The 17,583-nt window shown below is 33.4% G+C and carries 17 protein-coding genes; 5 read left to right on the top strand and 12 right to left on the bottom strand.

The window, feature by feature from the left end:
* The first annotated feature begins 13 nt into the window (after positions 1 to 13).
* Positions 14 to 1,126 carry a 2-iminoacetate synthase ThiH gene (gene thiH, locus OZP06_RS09725; protein WP_269221693.1) on the top strand — a complete coding sequence of 371 codons (1,113 nt, stop codon included), beginning with the start codon at positions 14 to 16 and terminating at the stop codon, positions 1,124 to 1,126.
* A gap of 43 nt (positions 1,127 to 1,169) precedes the next feature.
* Positions 1,170 to 1,880 (top strand): HesA/MoeB/ThiF family protein, encoded by a 711-nt coding sequence (locus OZP06_RS09720; RefSeq protein WP_269221692.1) that lies wholly within the window; start codon positions 1,170 to 1,172, stop codon positions 1,878 to 1,880.
* Between the two features lie 137 nt (positions 1,881 to 2,017).
* Here OZP06_RS09720 and aat read toward each other — a convergent pair whose 3' ends face one another.
* The 3 genes from aat to OZP06_RS09705 all read right to left on the bottom strand — a co-directional run bounded on the left by aat (position 2,018) and on the right by OZP06_RS09705 (position 4,044).
* On the bottom strand, positions 2,018 to 2,656 hold the full coding sequence (aat, locus tag OZP06_RS09715) for a leucyl/phenylalanyl-tRNA--protein transferase (protein WP_269221691.1): 639 nt from the start codon (positions 2,654 to 2,656) through the stop codon (positions 2,018 to 2,020).
* A 105-nt stretch (positions 2,657 to 2,761) separates the two neighbouring features.
* Complete coding sequence (locus OZP06_RS09710) at positions 2,762 to 3,136, bottom strand: DUF3127 domain-containing protein (protein WP_269221690.1); 375 nt, start codon at positions 3,134 to 3,136, stop codon at positions 2,762 to 2,764.
* 32 nt (positions 3,137 to 3,168) lie between these two features.
* Positions 3,169 to 4,044: a flavin reductase family protein gene (locus OZP06_RS09705; RefSeq protein WP_269221689.1), complete on the bottom strand. Its 876-nt coding sequence runs from the start codon at positions 4,042 to 4,044 to the stop codon at positions 3,169 to 3,171.
* 254 nt (positions 4,045 to 4,298) lie between these two features.
* Here OZP06_RS09705 and OZP06_RS09700 point away from each other — a divergent pair, with 254 nt between their 5' ends.
* Positions 4,299 to 5,444 (top strand): HAMP domain-containing sensor histidine kinase, encoded by a 1,146-nt coding sequence (locus OZP06_RS09700; protein ID WP_281323656.1) that lies wholly within the window; start codon positions 4,299 to 4,301, stop codon positions 5,442 to 5,444.
* Between the two features lie 4 nt (positions 5,445 to 5,448).
* Here OZP06_RS09700 and OZP06_RS09695 read toward each other — a convergent pair whose 3' ends face one another.
* From OZP06_RS09695 to greA, 3 genes are all read right to left on the bottom strand, one after another.
* Positions 5,449 to 6,615, bottom strand: a complete 1,167-nt coding sequence (locus OZP06_RS09695; RefSeq protein ID WP_269221688.1) for a transglutaminase domain-containing protein — start codon at positions 6,613 to 6,615, stop codon at positions 5,449 to 5,451.
* A 77-nt stretch (positions 6,616 to 6,692) separates the two neighbouring features.
* Entirely contained in the window at positions 6,693 to 7,082 is a 390-nt protein-coding gene (locus OZP06_RS09690; protein WP_269221687.1) for an HIT family protein, read from the bottom strand.
* A 170-nt stretch (positions 7,083 to 7,252) separates the two neighbouring features.
* Positions 7,253 to 7,729, bottom strand: coding sequence for a transcription elongation factor GreA (gene greA, locus OZP06_RS09685; protein ID WP_269221686.1), 477 nt, complete (start codon positions 7,727 to 7,729; stop codon positions 7,253 to 7,255).
* 277 nt (positions 7,730 to 8,006) lie between these two features.
* Between greA and OZP06_RS09680 the strand changes: the two genes are divergently transcribed.
* Positions 8,007 to 8,420: a hypothetical protein gene (locus tag OZP06_RS09680; RefSeq protein WP_269221685.1), complete on the top strand. Its 414-nt coding sequence runs from the start codon at positions 8,007 to 8,009 to the stop codon at positions 8,418 to 8,420.
* A gap of 234 nt (positions 8,421 to 8,654) precedes the next feature.
* Here the strand turns inward: OZP06_RS09680 and OZP06_RS09675 are convergent, their stop codons facing one another.
* The 6 genes from OZP06_RS09675 to OZP06_RS09650 form a co-directional block, all read right to left on the bottom strand.
* The gene (locus OZP06_RS09675; RefSeq protein ID WP_269221684.1) at positions 8,655 to 10,937 is read right to left on the bottom strand and encodes a TonB-dependent receptor; all 2,283 of its coding nucleotides are present in this window, start codon (positions 10,935 to 10,937) and stop codon (positions 8,655 to 8,657) included.
* 233 nt (positions 10,938 to 11,170) lie between these two features.
* Positions 11,171 to 11,572, bottom strand: a complete 402-nt coding sequence (arfB, locus tag OZP06_RS09670; protein WP_281238060.1) for an alternative ribosome rescue aminoacyl-tRNA hydrolase ArfB — start codon at positions 11,570 to 11,572, stop codon at positions 11,171 to 11,173.
* Position 11,573: 1 nt separating this feature from the next.
* On the bottom strand, positions 11,574 to 13,700 hold the full coding sequence (locus OZP06_RS09665; protein WP_269221683.1) for a DUF4301 family protein: 2,127 nt from the start codon (positions 13,698 to 13,700) through the stop codon (positions 11,574 to 11,576).
* Positions 13,649 to 14,284 (bottom strand): nicotinamide riboside transporter PnuC, encoded by a 636-nt coding sequence (pnuC, locus tag OZP06_RS09660; protein WP_281323655.1) that lies wholly within the window; start codon positions 14,282 to 14,284, stop codon positions 13,649 to 13,651. Before pnuC ends, OZP06_RS09665 begins: the two co-directional genes overlap by 52 nt.
* Before the next feature lie 22 nt (positions 14,285 to 14,306).
* Positions 14,307 to 15,047, bottom strand: coding sequence for a geranylgeranylglyceryl/heptaprenylglyceryl phosphate synthase (locus OZP06_RS09655; RefSeq protein WP_281323654.1), 741 nt, complete (start codon positions 15,045 to 15,047; stop codon positions 14,307 to 14,309).
* Positions 15,048 to 15,113: 66 nt separating this feature from the next.
* Positions 15,114 to 15,770, bottom strand: a complete 657-nt coding sequence (locus OZP06_RS09650; protein ID WP_269221682.1) for a 4'-phosphopantetheinyl transferase superfamily protein — start codon at positions 15,768 to 15,770, stop codon at positions 15,114 to 15,116.
* A 278-nt stretch (positions 15,771 to 16,048) separates the two neighbouring features.
* Here OZP06_RS09650 and ahcY point away from each other — a divergent pair, with 278 nt between their 5' ends.
* Positions 16,049 to 17,365: an adenosylhomocysteinase gene (ahcY, locus tag OZP06_RS09645; protein WP_269221681.1), complete on the top strand. Its 1,317-nt coding sequence runs from the start codon at positions 16,049 to 16,051 to the stop codon at positions 17,363 to 17,365.
* The last annotated feature ends 218 nt before the right edge of the window (positions 17,366 to 17,583 follow it).

Below are 17,583 nucleotides of genomic sequence, written 5' to 3'. Positions count from 1 at the left end.
TAAAAAAAACATTATGAAAACATTCAAATCGGTTTTTAAAGAATTTGATTGGGACAGCATTCAAACCAAAATATACCAAACAACCCCTAAACAAGTAGAACAAGCTTTAGCAAAAAGCAAAAGAAACCTAAACGATTTTATGGCTTTAATTTCGCCTGCGGCATCAACTTATTTGGAGCAAATGGCACAGGAATGTCACGAATTGACCAAAAAACGCTTTGGAAAAACGATTCAGATGTATGCCCCATTGTACTTGAGTAATGAATGTCAGAACATTTGCACCTACTGTGGATTTAGTCTGAACAACAAAATCAAACGTAAGACCTTAACCGATTCTGAAATAAGATTAGAAGTTGATGATTTGAAAACGGCTGGTTTTGACAGCGTGTTAATAGTAACAGGAGAAGCCAATTATACTGTAAACATTAATTATTTCCTAAATGCAATCTCACAAATAAAAGAGCGATTTTCGACAATTTCAGTAGAAGTACAGCCCCTTTCTACCGAAGAATACCAACAATTGCATCAAGCAGGTGTGTATTCAGTAATGGTATATCAAGAAACCTATCATCAGGAAGTCTATAAAAAATACCATACCAAAGGCAAAAAATCCAATTTTGATTATCGCTTGGAAACTCCTGATCGAATAGGGAAAGCGGGTATACACAAAATTGGATTGGGCGTATTATTGGGTCTTGAAGATTGGCGTACGGATAGTTTTTTCAACGCTTTGCATCTGGATTATTTACAAAAAACCTATTGGCAAACTAAATATTCGGTATCCTTTCCGAGGTTGCGTCCAGCCGAAGGAATAATTGAACCCAACTTTATTATGGATGACAAAGATTTGACACAATTAATTTGCGCCTATCGTTTGTGGAATGAAGATTTGGAAATTTCCATATCAACCCGAGAAAATGAAAATTTCAGAAACAACATCATTCCAATTGGAGTTACCAGTATAAGTGCGGGGTCTAAAACAAATCCTGGAGGTTATGTAGTTGACCCACAATCTTTGGAACAATTTGAGATTAGCGATGAGCGATCGGCTCAAGAAATAGCCAAAATAATTAGGGATCAAGGATATGAACCCATTTGGAAAGACAATCCCTATCTCATTTCCTAATATCAACATTTTCGATAAATAAGAATCAAAAATCTAAAACCCCATGAGTGCAATTCAAGATTATTTAAGATACAATCGCCAAATGATGTTACCAGAAATAGGCGACGAAGGGCAAGAAAAATTAAAAAAAGCTAAAGTTTTAGTCATCGGCGCTGGCGGATTGGGTTGTCCAATATTGCAGTACATTGCTACTGCTGGTGTGGGTACAATTGGAATCATCGATTTTGACAAAATTGAGATTCATAACTTACACCGCCAAATTTTATATACTGAAAATCAAGTAGGACAAGGCAAATCTTTAACAGCAAAAAAGACTTTAGAATTATTGAATCCTTTGATTTCTATTCTCGCATTCGAAGAAAAATTGAGCTCAGAAAATGCCACGCAAATTTTGCAGGATTTTGATTGCATTGTCGATGGCTCCGATAATTTTGCAACCCGTTATTTGGCAAACGACACTTGTGTGGCTTTAGGATTGCCATTGGTTTACGGAAGCATCTTGAAATTTGAAGGACAATTGGCTGTTTTCAACCATAACGGAAGTAAAAATCTTAGGGATTTGTTTCCGGAACCACCGAATCCGAAAGACGTACCCAATTGCAACATGAATGGTGTATTGGGGACATTACCTGGAATAATCGGTACCCTGATGGCTCACGAGACCTTGAAACTAATAATGGATTTACCTACTATGAAAAATGAATTGATATTGTTCAGTACTTTGGATTGGGGTTTTAAGAAGCTAAAATTTTAGTTTTCAGGCTGATTTTTTCAGGCAACAGTAAAAAATAGCAACACTAATCTACTACTTTCATAATTGATTCCATTCAGTTTCAATTATCGAAATAAAAATCTACAACTGTTTTACTGTCACCGAAACTATGACAAGAATTACTTTTGTTTCAAAAGTGTCATAAAAGCATCTCGTTCTATTTCTCTACAACCCAAACTTTCAAGGTGTTCATTATAAACTTGACAATCCAATAATTGATAATTGTCTTTTTTAAGTTGATTCACCAAGGCGATAAATGCCACTTTTGAAGCATTGGAGACTAATGAAAACATACTTTCTCCACAAAAAACATGACCTAAATCTACTCCATATAATCCACCAACCAACACCTCATTTTGCCAAACCTCAATTGATTTTGCGATTCCCAATTCGTGAAGTTTGCAATAAGCATCAATCATTTCATTGGTAATCCATGTTCCTGTTTGTCCATCGCGCTTTACTTGTTGGCAATTAGAAATAACATCCCTGAAATTTAGATTAAACGTAACTGTAAAAATATTTCTGTTCAGCACGTTTCTCATACTTTTAGAAACAATAAGTTCATCTAAGAACAAAACCATTCTAGGATTAGGTGACCACCAAATAATGGATTCCCCAGCATTGAACCAAGGAAAAATTCCACTTTTGTATGCGAGTTGCAAACGTTCTGGAGACAAATCACCACCAACAGCAAGAATTCCATCGCTATCAGCAAAGGAAACAGGAGGAAAAAACAAATCTTGGGTTAAATAATACATTTTTAACAGCAAAATTAAATTACAATTAAAAAATAATTCGAAAAAAAAGTCAGAAATTCAAGTACACTCAAATTTCTGACTTCTAACTTCTAATTTCTATATTTCTTAGAATGGCAAATCGTCTGCTTCTTCTTCATTCAAATTAGTTGCTGGTGCAAATGTAGCAGCTGCAGGCATTGGAGGAGCTTGTTGAGCAGGTGCATCAGTAGCTACTCTTTCGATTCTCCATCCTTTAATACTATTGAAATATTTGGTTTCTCCTTGTGGATTAACCCATTCTCTACCACCTAAATTGATAGAAACTTTTACATTTTCACCAATGTTATAATTGTTCAACAAGTCCGTTTTGTCTTGAGTAAATTCAATCATTATAGATTGAGGATATTGTTCATCAGTAGTAACAACTAGTTCTCTTTTTTTGAATGACGCACTAATTTGTTGTTCTGCACTAATCACTTTAATTTTTCCTGTAACTTCCATCTTCGTTATTATTTATAATTGTTGTTTTGAATTTATTTTTTTGCTAAAAGCAATTTCCAAGACGAAAGCACATCATTATTCAAAAGAAACCTTTTGGCTTCTAAATGTACTTTTTCGACATCATCTGAACTCAAAACTGCCTTTACAGCAAAATTTTGGTTTACAAATATACTAACTTCTTCACTAGTAGGCAAGGCTTCAATATTACCCAACATTCCTAGATCATTTCCATCAAAAACGGGACTGTTTTTGATAAAATCAGGAATAGAATCTACTCCTATTCCAAGCGTTGTCAGTGGTTTTGGCACTTCAAACAAACCCTGATTGGATCTCGAATACCAATTGCCGCCTAATCTAGAAACCAAATCAATTTTATGTTGATCTATAGCCCCTTTTTCATTAAGAATCGTTTCACTTATATGCATACGCACCACTTCACATAAGATTAAATTTCCGGCACCACCTTCGGTTCCTAACGGAATAATTTGGGTCACCTTACACTCAAATTGAACTGGGGATTCTTTAACTCTATACGGTTTGACAATATCCGAAGGAATAGCAGTAAACCCAGATTTTAAAAATTCATCTACACCTTCAGCATATTCGGTGCTAGCCAAGGAGGTTTGTTGCACCATGTCGTAATTAACAACATTAATCACCACTTCACCAGTAGCTTCAGCATTTATTAAAGTATGCTTAACCGTATTGTCCCTGACACGACGGGCGGGTGAAAAAATAAGTATGGGTGGATTGGCACTGAATACATTAAAAAAACTAAAAGGAGACAAATTAGGAATCCCATTTACTCCTAAAGTACTGGCAAAAGCAATTGGCCTAGGCCCTACTGAACTTTGTAAATACCCTTGTAATGTGACAGTGTCTATGCTTTTTGGATCAATACTAATCATAAAATTTTATTTGGACAAAAATAACAAAATAGTAGTATCTAAATAATTAAATCACAAAATATGTTATAACAACTAAAGCCCTAGCCCTGATGGAAGTGGCATCTCCCGATTTAAAAAAACAAGGCTTTTTGCCGTAGTTTTTGTTAATCGGGAATATAACGGACAGCAGGAATAAGCTCCAAAGAACAATGTTTTAGTTGGCACACAATCCATCATCTATTATTTCGTTATATTTATACCACAAATTTACTTTTATGAATTTTACTCAGAACAGCAACCCTATTCGTTGGATTATAATTATTATTTCGTTTTTGATAATTTCTATTATTCTTTGGAATACGTATACTTTTTTTCAAATATTCAAAAATGAGGAACGTATAAAAATGAATCTTTGGGCAACTGCTCAGAAGACTTTAATCAATGCGGAAGAGAATACCGAAGTTGATCTGCCGTTGCAAATTTTCAACAACAACACTACCATACCCTTAATCTTAACAGAAAACGATAGCATTATAAATTATGTCAATATTGATGAGGAAATCATTAAAGACAAAACAAGTGCATTAGAATATTTGAATGAATTAAAGAAAGAAAATGAACCGATAAAGATTATTTACGCGCCAGGTAAATTTCAAAAATTATATTATGGAGATTCTTCCTTGATAGACAAACTCAAATATTATCCAATTGCGTTATCCCTAATTATAGTTCTTTGTGGCATTCTAATTTATAATTTTTATCTCAGTCATAAAGTTGCATCACAAAATAAATTATGGGCAGGAATGGCCAAAGAAACGGCGCATCAAATTGGCACACCCCTTTCTTCTTTGATTGGATGGTCAGAGATCTTAAAATTGGAAAATATAGAGGAATCCATAACTTTTGAGATTGAAAAAGATATTGAGCGCCTGCAAACCATTACAGATCGATTTTCAAAAATTGGTTCAGAACCCAAACTAGAATTGAAGGATGTAGTAGAACTAACGTGCGAGTCCTATAATTATTTAATTTCAAGGCTCTCCAATCAAATTGAATTTAGTTTTAAGGCACCTTCAAAACCGATACCTATTTTATTAAACCCAACTTTGCATAGCTGGACCATAGAAAATCTGGTCAAAAATTCAGTAGATGCTATGAAAGGAAGAGGTAAATTACACCTAGAAATAGAGGAAGACAGTCATTATGTAAAAATAAAGGTAACCGACACTGGTGGTGGCATCCCAAAAAAGGAATTTCAGCGTATTTTTGAAACGGGTTTTACAACCAAAAAAAGAGGTTGGGGATTGGGACTTTCATTAACTAAAAGAATTGTAGAAGAATATCACAAAGGCACGATTAAAGTACTTCAATCCGAGATTGGCAAAGGTACTACAATGCAAATTAGCCTAAAGAAAACGTAACTTTCTATCGTATAGGCATGCCAAAAAAAGTCACTTTATTGAACATTGCTTTTCTTCCCAATTTGCTTTTACTTAAATAGTCGTTCACAAATTTTTCATGAATTTCTATTTGCTTCAAAATATCGATAATTGCAATTTTTAGTGATTTTACGTTTGCGACATTCGAATCATTATACTTTCCAATAGTATAAATTCGATTTTGACAATCCATAATTTTTTGCTTTGGAGTTTCAATCATTGCTTTAATCGCTTCATCTGGTAATATTGGCATGAACCTATTATTACGATAATAAATAAAATCATTAAATAGTGTGATTGCTTGATTATAATCATCATTTATAGCGTTAAGTCGCTCCATTGCTTCGTTATTTTGAAGTGCATCAATTTCGCTCTTTTTGAAAAACACCATCTCTTGTATCAATTTATTTTTGACACCATTTTTCTCCATGCGAATTAAAGAAGTCCTTGCTTTATCCAAATCTGACATTTTATCATAATCTTCCATTTGAGATGCAAAATCAAAATGGGGTTTGGTTTTATTCAATTGTGTATTTCCATCCATAAACTCTTGATTCGTAATGGGAAAATTTAAAAATTGCCATAAATAATCAAAAGGCATGTGAGTGGCAATATATATACTTGGTTTTGCTTTATAATGAAAGTTATTTATTTTTTTGTAAAACTTCTTTTTATCAACATAACCGGCACCCCAAGTAGGATCAAAAACCCACCAAACAGCATCAATTCTAGCTGCGCACCAAGCATGTGAGAGTACATCTATTTTTCCGTTTTGCTTGGTATATCCTGATATAATATAGGATTTGATTCCCACTTTTTTGAGAATATCATTAAAAACTTCGGCATAATGAATACATACTCCCTTCTTTGTTAAAACGGTATTGTTTATTTTATCTTGAGCAATTTCTTTATAATCAATTGTTTCTAAATTCTCGATATCATATCTGATATTTGATGCTGTCCAATAAAAAGCGGCTCTAGTTTTATCATTTTCTGTTTTGAAATTGGCATTGATATAATCTGCAATTCCAGTAGTAGATGTACTTAAATCTTTAGGAATTTTATCCATTTTTGCATCTACCAACGCATACGGATTTTTGGGTTGACCAAAACTATAAACTGTAAAAAACAGCAACAAAAATAAACGCTTCATATACTTTGATTTTGGGCATAAAAAAACACGAATCTTTTAAATTATAACTTAAAAGATTCGTGTTCATTGTCGTTTTATTACAAATTTGCTTGAATACTTTTGGCCAAAGATTCAAATTCTTCTTTTGACATACTCACTTTGTGTCTAAAAGTCATTTCTCCCATTTCATTTAATGGAATTAAGTGTACATGTGCATGAGGGACTTCGAGACCTATTACTGCCATTCCAATTCTCTTGCAAGGAACTGTTTTTTCCAAAGCAATAGCCACTTTTTTGGAGAAGGCCATTAAGCCAAGATACAAATCATCTTCAATTTCAAAAAACTTATCAATTTCTTGCTTTGGGATACAAAGTGTATGTCCTTTAGCATTAGGATTTACATCCAAAAATGCTAAAAAATTATCATCCTCAGCTACTTTGTAACAAGGAATTTCACCATCAATTATTTTTTTAAAAATAGAACTCATTTAAAGTTAGAAGTTAGAAGTTAGAAGTTAGAGGTTAGAGGTTAGAGGTTAGAAATTAGAAGTTAGAAGTTAGAAAAGGGATTAAAGATAAAATACGATCCTCAACCTCAAAATACGCACCTGGTCATTAAAACATAATTTTAATTCCCCCTTCGGGGGTTAGGGGGCTTTTATTCTCTAGAAATCTCCAAAATTTCAAATTTCAAAACACCGTTAGGCACAGTAATTTCGGCTACTTCGCCTACTTTTTTACCTAATAATCCTTTCCCAATTGGAGAAGTAACCGATATTTTACCAGTTTTCAAGTCCGCTTCACTTTCGGCAACAAGAGTGTATTTCATCTCCATTCCGTTCGTTTGGTTTTTGATTTTCACAATTGACAAAACCAACACTTTAGATAAATCCAAATGTGTTTCATCAATCAATCTCGCATTAGAGTGAATTTCTTCTAACTTAGCAATCCTCATTTCTAGCATTCCTTGAGCTTCTTTGGCTGCATCATATTCTGCATTTTCAGACAAATCGCCTTTATCCCTTGCTTCTGCTATATCTTGAGATGCTTTTGGACGCATCACACTTTTTAAATAATCTAATTCTTCTCTTAATTTTTTTAATCCTTCCGCTGTGTAATACGATATTGCGCTCATAATGTTATCATTTATATAAAATAGAAAAAATCCCATCAGGACGGGATTTCTTTCCACAAAGATAGTATAATTTTATTTTTAGTCTACAATTAAATGTTAATCATAACAAATTCAAAGTTAAATAAATTAAATTTGTTTCACTAATAGATTTTACTTAATTTTTGAGATTGAAATAAACGCATTAAACTGTTGATTATTACAACCATTTATAGTGCCTGACACGATCAAAAACGAACAATCTAAACATCCAAAATTCGACAATAAAAATTGTTTTCATATGAAAAAAAACATTCTAATATTTATTACATCACTGTTTTTGGTTGGATGTAGCAATAGTGATACTTCAAATAAAAACCCTTATATTCCCAATACTAATTTCACGGTAGACCTCAACATGAATTTACCCACCTACTCTATTTTAAAATATGCAAGCAATGCTATTTATTATCCTAATGTTGGCGTTAGAGGTATCATTGTATTTTATACTGGCAGCACCTATAATGCATTTGATGCCGCTTGTCCCAACCAAGAACTTAGCGATTGCTCTACCATGACCATCAAAGGAATCAATGCTATTTGCGCTTGCGATAGTAAAGAATACAATCTATTCACTGGCCAAGGAGGACAACAATACCCTATGAAACAATACCGAGTAGAAGTAAACGGAGATGTACTTCGAATATATAATTAAGATTATTTACTTCTTCAATTCGCTTACCATCATGTGGGCGTGTCACCATAAAGAAAAGCGGCCAACATACATTCCGCTTATTGGGCCACTTCTCTTTATGCTGTCAGGCTGTTGCTGCTACTTCGGTAGCTTAGCCCATCCTTCACGCATGACCCACAACATCATTATAAACAAGAAAATCCTGAAAGTCATGAAGCTCTCAGGATTTTTTTTAAAGAATCTTTTCAAAAAACATTAAAACTTCAACGTCATTCCTGTCAAAAAATTAACTCCCGCTTGTGGGTAATAAAAATTTTCGGTTACAGCAGCATCTGTTGAAGCTTGTGGGCGATAATAATAACTGTAAGTATATCCATTTGAAACATATTTTTCATCAAAAACATTATTTACTAACATGTTAAAACTTATTTCTTTAATCCATTTTGGTTTTAATTTATAAGAAATCGAAATATTATTTACAAAATAGGCTTTCATACTTCGGCTATCTGTAGAAGTATTATCTAAATATTGCTTACCCACATACTTCGATATCAATCCAAAATCCAGATTTTCAATTGGCGAAAAAGTCAAAGTACCCCCAACGATTGTTTCTGGAGAAAAAGCAATGTTTGTGTCTTTATATTGTGTTACTACAGGCGCATATGAAACCACATCGAAAGTATTTGGATCATACTGTGTATCATAAACTAAATAATCAAATGCCTTGATTTTATTTTCACTAAAAGTAGCATTTGCATCAATTCGCAATAGTTTTGAAATTTTATAACCAGCCTGAAGTTCTATTCCTGTTCTGTGACTTTTGGATACATTTTGACGAACCCCATTCCCTACATCATCTATTTCTCCTGTAAGAACCAATTGGTCATTGTAATCCATGTAATAGAAATTTGCAGAAGCTACTATTTTTTTAGATTTCATTTTATATCCCAGTTCATAATCTATAAGTTGCTCGGGTTTTGGTTCTGTTGGATTTTTAGTCAAATCGTCTCCGTTTGGCTCTCGATTTCCAACAGCTACGGATGTGTAAATTGTATTTTGTGAATTCAACAGATACGTCAATCCTGCTTTTGGATTAAAAAAAGAATATTTTTTGTCAACATTTATGGCAGCAACGCTTGATGACAATCCAGCAGATTTATAACTTACATCTCTAAACTGAATGTCAGCAAAACCAATAAAACTATCACTAAATTGATATTCTCCTTTTAAATAAATACTAGTATCTTCTTTTAATATACTGCTTTCATAATATTTTTCAGAATAAGGCAATGGAGTTTGAAATTGGCTCCAAATGATCTCACCAAAACGCGATCCGTCATATTTATTATATCCCCCACCAAAATTAAAACTAACCTTATCCTTATTGTAATTCAACGAATATACTAAAGCATAAAAATCACTTTTCGCCCATTTTCTTCGAATTACATCGCTTGTATCATCTCCATTTGGACTTGATGGAAAATATTTCTTAAACTTATCATTTGCTTTGAATTCTTCATAATACCCTTTTCCAGGCGTAAAATTTCCCGAAATTGTAGCCGATAAATTATCATTAAATTGATGCGAAAAATGCAATTGATAATGATATTGCTCATAATTATCTGTTTGATTATCATAGGTATAAAAATTATACGTTCTACCCGAATTCAACAGATTGTAGGCTTCTGATGCCGAGCTGTAATTTCGAGCTATAAAAGCATTAATTCCATCAACATCACCATTTACCACCGCTTCAGGAGTACCATACCAAGATTGATACGTTTTTTCTTTTCCTCCAAAAACAATTGCTTTTACCGAAGTATTTTCACTTATAAAACCAGCTTCAGTGTAAAACGATTTTAAATCCGAAAAAGCTCGATCTATATAACCATCACTTGCAATTTTGGATAGTTTTCCTGTGGCATAAAAACCATTTTTTATACCTGAACCTACACTCAAAGTATGTTTTCTAGTACCAAATGACCCAAAAGAATTAGAAATTATTGCAAAACCTTCGGCCGATGGCTTTAGTGTTTTTAGATTCAAACTTGCGCCAAAAGCTCCCGATCCATTTGTAGAAGTTCCAACACCCCGTTGCAATTGAACATCTTCTAGGGAAGAAGCAAAATCTGGCAAGTCTACAAAATAGGTTCCTTGGCTCTCGGCATCATTATACGGAATTCCGTTGATAGTAACATTCACACGTGTAGCATCGCTTCCACGAACTCGGATACTGGTGTAACCAACACCTGCACCTGCGTCAGAAGTTGTAACTACAGATGGCAATTGATCTAATAAAATAGGTAAATCTTGTCCAAGATTATTTTTTTCGAGTTCTTTTTTGCTAACATTTGTAAACGGAAAAGGAGATTTATCTTTCACTCTAGTTGCGTTTAATAACACTTCATCGAGCTGATTGACCTTTAATGTGTCTTGTTGTTTTTCCTGCGAAAAAGAGAATAGAGAAAATAGAGAAAAGAAAATAGACATCAAAAGCTTTGTACTTTTAAGGTCAATAAAATGAATTAGATTTTTCATCCGTAAAAAGATTACGAATAAAAGGGGGAATTATTCTTTTTTTAAAATTAATAAATGAATGTTCTACGACAAATCGTTAGTGTGCACGCTAATTTTTGGTCGTATTTTCCCTTGGCAGCATTACCCGCCCAGGTTCTTTGGGTATGATCTCAGCTCGTTATTTAGAGCACCCCTTTGAGACAGCGCAAAACTAATTATAAATTGTGAATTATAAATTATGAATTGGAATAAATTTAAAAATCGGGTTTTCTACGATTTCGTTTTACCTCCGAAACATTTTTTTTATCCTTGATTCTTTTTCGAATCACTGATTTTGGAATTTTTGTAGGCTTACGTTCTTTGGGGACGTACAACCCTTTTTTTATAATCTCCAAAAACCGCTTTGTGACAATCTCTTTATTCTTGAGTTGGCTTCTATCTTCATCACAATTTAAAATCAACACCAAATCATCAGTCAATCTATTGTGTAAATTGGTTTTCAACAACAATTTTTCTTCCTCAGAAAATCCCTGAGAATTGGACAAATCAAAAGTCAACACCACCTTAGACGAAACTTTATTCACGTTTTGACCTCCAGCGCCGCTACTTCTAACCGCTTTATACTTTACCTCTGAGAGGATAATTTGAATTTCCATTTTATAACGGTTGATGGGCTTGTTTTAATAAATCATTTACCGTTTTTACTGGATTAAAAGTAAATAACGGAACTTCTACAAAAACCGTTAACCAGTTTGCCATAGCCCCATTCCATAACCCAGGTAACTCGTATGCTTTCAAATCAATTCCTGCATGGTTTTTGTGTACAATAAAACCACTATTGGGATCAACAAAACGTTTTAGATCAAACGATTCACCTTTATAATTTTTCAATCCACAAACCAAATCCACTGGATTAAAATGAGTAGCATTGGCCAGTATTTTCAATTGTTGTTTGTTATTTAAATCAACTTGAGAGGTTTCCACAATTTGCAAAGTCAACCTGCCATCCGTTCCTCTTACCCAAAATGGTCCACCTCCAGGTTCGCCTTCATTTATGACCATTCCGCAAACTCGAATAGGCTTGTTTAGTATTTCTTTGAGTTTACTAATTTGATTCTTTAGCTTGAATTCATGAAAATCATCATTCCATTCAATATTCAATTGCTTTTTGAGAAATACCAAAATTTCATTTATGCTTATGGAATCTACTTCTTTATTATCCAAAGTTTTTAAAAACCCAAAAATTTGAAATTGTAATTCTATTAAAACTCCGGCTAAAGCTTTTTTATAAAAAGATATTTGCTGAATATTATTTTGAATTACATTGTCAATATTTTTAATAAAAACAACATCCGCATCGATTGCATTAAGATTCTCAATCAGAGCACCATGCCCACCAGGTCTAAAAACCAACATCCCTTTTTCATTGCGAAAAGGTTTATTTTTAGCATCTACAGCAATGGTATCCGTTTCCATTTTTTGATACGAATAACTTACCTCTATGTTGGTATTTGATTTTGCTTCAATTTTACCCTTTTCCTTTTTAATAATATCCTCAAATTGTGTTTGATGGTTTTCAGTAACTGTTAGATGCAAATTGGACTGATTATTCGATGCGGCGTAAAAAGCACATTCATACAGATGCTCTTCAATTGGAGTTGCTACATGAGTTTCGTATTTGTGAAACGGTAGAATTCCTTTTGGTTTATTAGCAAAATCAAAATATTTTGGTGACAAAAGCATCTTTATGAAATAATAGTTTTTATAATCTCTTTCCAATGCATTAAAATCAGGATAAATCTCCTTTAATTTTAAGTCTACGGCTTCAAAAAAGGAGAACTTATCCATCCCAACAATAAAAAGTGATAATTCAGTATCTTTTTTTCTATTGATATAAGCATTTATAGTTTCATTTCCGAAATCAAATTCATTCAAAAAAGTACTTAAAAACTTAAACATTCTGGATGCTGCCCCTGATGCAGGAACAAATTTCTTTATTTTAAAAGTGTTTTTATTAGCATCAAAAAGGTTTGCTTTTTGCTCAAATTCAGCTTCTGATAATTTTAGAATTCCATTGTTTATAGTCGCAGGTTGAACCAAAATACTTTTTAATATTCCATCATTAAAAATAGCCAATTGATTTTTAATGTTTTCAAATGAAATCCCATGCTCATAAATTTGCAAATAATCCAAAGATGTGAAACCCATTTGCAAAGCTAGAGTCAATTCTTCGATGATGGCAACTGCTTTTTTCAAACGAATTTCCTTATTGCCTGAAATGGTAATAAATGGTTTTTTATTATCAATTAAGGATTGTTTAAAAACTTCAAATACAGTTTCCCTACCCTCTGGACTATCTCTTAGCCCATCATCTTCCCATGGCACATCAATATCAGTTAGAAAAAACAAATCATATTGATGAGCACGAGCTGCTTTATCCAATAAAGAATCACAAAAATCATAATACAATTCAGAAAAAACCTTGGTTACCAATAAATTTGTATCGCAAAAAAGATATTTATTGGCTATTAATGTGCTTTCATTTTCCAACTTAGTTTGTCCATACGCAATTGGAAGCATATCATCAATATCACAAATACCACGACCACTATCTAATTTTTCCTGTAGATAATCGCGTGCGAATTCGGGAACCCAAACCGTCTTGTAATATTCTGCGAGCTGTGTAGCCAAAGTAGTTTTTCCAGTAGATTCTGGGCCAAAAATGGCAACTTTTATAATTGGTGTAGCTCCTGATTTTGCGAGCTGTTCAAGATTTTCTTCCATTCTAAATAGCCATAAACGGCAATAATTGTGAATACTATATATTGAAAACTTGTAAATGTATATCCTTTTGCAAAATAAAGCGGTATCGAAAGTAAATCTCCTACAATCCAAAATAGCCAATTTTCAATTTTCCTTTTGGCCATTAACCACATTCCAACAAAAAAGATAGCAGTCAAAAAGGTGTCTAAATACGAATACCAGCTTGTAAATTTATTAAAATAAAGATACACTATAATTACAAAAATGATGGTAAATACAAAAATAAATGTCCCAATAATTTTTTCTTTGTTAGTCATTACCGAAATCGGAAATTCATCAACATCTCCTTTTTTTCGTGTCCAATGATACCAACCATAAATACTCATTACAAAATAATAGACATTGATCATCGAATCTCCTAGCAAACTCCACTGCCAAAGCAAATAAGCATAAATAAAAGTACTAATTAATCCTGTTGGAAAAACCCAAATATTATCTTTTTTGGCACACCAAACGCTCCAAAGCCCAAAAAAAACGGCTATAAGTTCCAAGTACACTTCATGAACAGGGTATTCTTTATATTGAAAAAAAAAATAATCGAACATTTATATTTTAAAGTTTAGAAGTTTAAATACTGTGATTAAAAAAATCCGGATCATTTTCAAAAGCGGTTCCAATCACTACCAAATCGGCTCCGGCTTCATAAGCATTTTGAATCCCTTGCAAATCTATAATTCCGCCACCTACAATTAGTGGAATTTCGATATTATTTGAAACTTTTTTTATCATTTCAATAGGGATAGCCTGTTTGGCACCACTACCCGCTTCGAGATAAATAAGTTTATGACCTAACATTTCCCCAGCTTGAGCGGTATGCATCACATAATCACTATTATTTCTATCTAATGGCTTGGTGTTACTAACTCTAGCAACAGCTGTTTCATCACCGCTTTCGATTAATAAATAACCAGTAGAAATAATTTCGAGTTGGGTTTTCTTTAAGATTGGAACCGCATTTATTTGATGCGTTATCAAATAATCCGAATTCCGGCCAGATATTAGGGAAAGAAACAAAATCGCGTCAGCATTGGCTGAAATTTGAGATGGATTTCCAGGGAAAAGTACAATTGGTAAAACATCCTGCCCTATTAAGGTGGAATTTTGACGAATTGTCAGAATCAATTCGTCTAATATGTTATTTTGAACTTGACTTCCTCCAATAAAAATATGCGTTGCTGGCGATTGATAGATTTTTTGGATTAAATAATCCATTTTATTCAAGTCAATTTTATCGGGATCAAGTAGAATGGCGAGTAACTTACGGTTTTCGGTCTTAGCCTGAAGAATGGCATTATAAATATTGGTCATAGGCAATTACACAGAGATTCGCAAAGAGAAAGCAAAGCTACGCAAAGTTTTAAAATTATTTTTCTATTATTCAAAAGCGTACACAAGAGTGAAATTTTGCTTAATTCCTTTTTCATCATAAGAATCAAATTCCTCAAAACAAACCTTAAAATCTCTGATTATAGCATCAAAGTGAAGTTCTGTTTTGGCTTGCGTATCATTCATTTCAAAAGCATCGACTTTAATATGATCTTTGAAACTGATTCCTTTTTCGTTTCTGATTTTAAAAATCGCTTCTTTGGCGCCCCAAATCACGGTCAGTTTTCGAATATATTCCTCTTTTTGATCAGGATTCAAAAAAGAAAACTCCGTATCAGCAAATTTATCGGCGATGCGGATGATTTTCTCCCGTTGCAATTCAATGTCGATTCCAACGACTGCATCACTTAAAATAATAGCCGAAAATTGATGGGAATGCGTAATAGAAATGTGTTTGCCATCATGCAAATGTGGTTTTCCAAATTCATCATAATACAAATCAAAATCCGTATAATCTGCAACTTGAAACAATTTACGAACACTCAAGAAAGCGCGTTGGTGTATTTCGGATTTCATATTGTTCAAACGTTTCAGGTTGCTGTCATTGAGAACAACTGCTTCAAAAAGTTCTTGATACGATTCGGTTATTTCCCAAACGAGGATTTGGGTTGAGGAGTTTAATATAATGGTTTTGTATAATGGCATTATTGAAATATGAGTTTCGAATGATGAATTATGAATTATTAGCTCATAAACGTTGTCTGTATTTTTAGCCCCGATAGCAGTGGAAATCCTTTTTTGAGCCGATTTTTCTTCGGCTTAAAAAAGATTGTAACGAATAGCGGGATTAGCTCCTAAAAAATATTTATCTAATGTTCAAAAGATTAAGACATTAAACAAATCACAAATCTCGTATAAATTAGTTTATTTCTAAACTTATTGCCTAAATTTGCAAAAAATTTTACAATACAAATATACTATAAATGAGTACAACGACTATGCCTTTTGTGGCTTTCAAAGTAAAAGACATTTCTCTAGCAGCCTGGGGAAGAAAAGAAATTGAACTAGCTGAAGCTGAAATGCCAGGTTTAATGGCACTTCGTGCAGAATATAAAGACGAACAACCACTTAAAGGTGCTCGTATTGCTGGATGTTTGCACATGACGATTCAAACTGCTGTTTTGATCGAAACATTGATTGCTCTTGGTGCTGAAGTGACTTGGAGTTCTTGTAACATTTTCTCTACTCAAGATCAAGCTGCTGCTGCTATTGCTGCTGCTGGAATTCAAGTGTATGCTTGGAAAGGTTTGAACGAAGTAGATTTTGACTGGTGTATTGAGCAAACATTATTCTTTGGTGAAGACAGAAAACCATTGAACATGATTCTTGATGACGGTGGAGATTTGACTAATATGGTTATTGATCGTTACCCAGAATTGGTTGCTGGAATCAAAGGATTGTCTGAAGAAACCACAACAGGAGTTCATAGATTGTACGAAAGAGTAAAAGCTGGAACATTACCAATGCCTGCTATCAATGTAAATGACTCGGTTACTAAATCAAAATTCGACAACAAATACGGATGTAAAGAATCTGCTGTAGATGCCGTTCGTCGTGCTACTGATATCATGTTGGCTGGAAAAAGAGTAATCGTTTGTGGATATGGTGATGTTGGAAAAGGTACTGCTGCTTCTTTTAGAGGTGCTGGATCTATTGTAACCGTTACTGAAATAGACCCGATTTGTGCGCTTCAAGCGGCTATGGACGGTTTTGAAGTTAAAAAATTAAACACAGTTGTTGCTAATGCTGATATCATCATTACAACTACTGGAAATAAAGATATCGTTCTTGGAAGTCACTTTGAGCAAATGAAAGATAAAACTATCGTTTGTAACATTGGACACTTTGACAACGAAATTGATATGGCTTGGTTGAACAAAAACCACGGTGCATCAAAAATTGAAATCAAACCACAAGTTGACAAATACACTATTGCTGGAAAAGACATTCTTATCTTGGCTGAAGGGCGTTTAGTAAACTTAGGTTGTGCTACAGGTCACCCAAGTTTTGTAATGAGTAATTCCTTTACAAACCAAACTCTAGCTCAAATTGAATTGTGGAAAAACAGCGCGGCATACAACAATGACGTGTATATGTTACCGAAACATTTGGATGAAAAAGTGGCTTTCTTACACCTTGCAAAATTAGGCGTTGAATTGGAAACTTTACGTGACGACCAAGCAGCTTACATTGGAGTTGAAGTTGAAGGTCCATTCAAACCAGAATATTACAGATACTAAATCTATTTTAGATTTCTGAATTTAGATTTTAGATTCATGAAACCCTTGCAGCGATGTAAGGGTTTTTTTGTTATTACATAAAAACACAAATATCGAATATCAATTCATCATAAAAAATACCTCCCTTAATAACAACTACTTAAATAGTATTTTTGAAATAAAAACACACACATCTTACAAAAAAATAGTAAGTTTACAAATCATTAGACTCTTTTTTA

It is taken from the genome of Flavobacterium sp. IMCC34518 (assembly GCF_027111095.2).
GTDB lineage: Bacteria > Bacteroidota > Bacteroidia > Flavobacteriales > Flavobacteriaceae > Flavobacterium > Flavobacterium praedii.
This window is presented reverse-complemented; position numbering and strand designations above follow the sequence as displayed.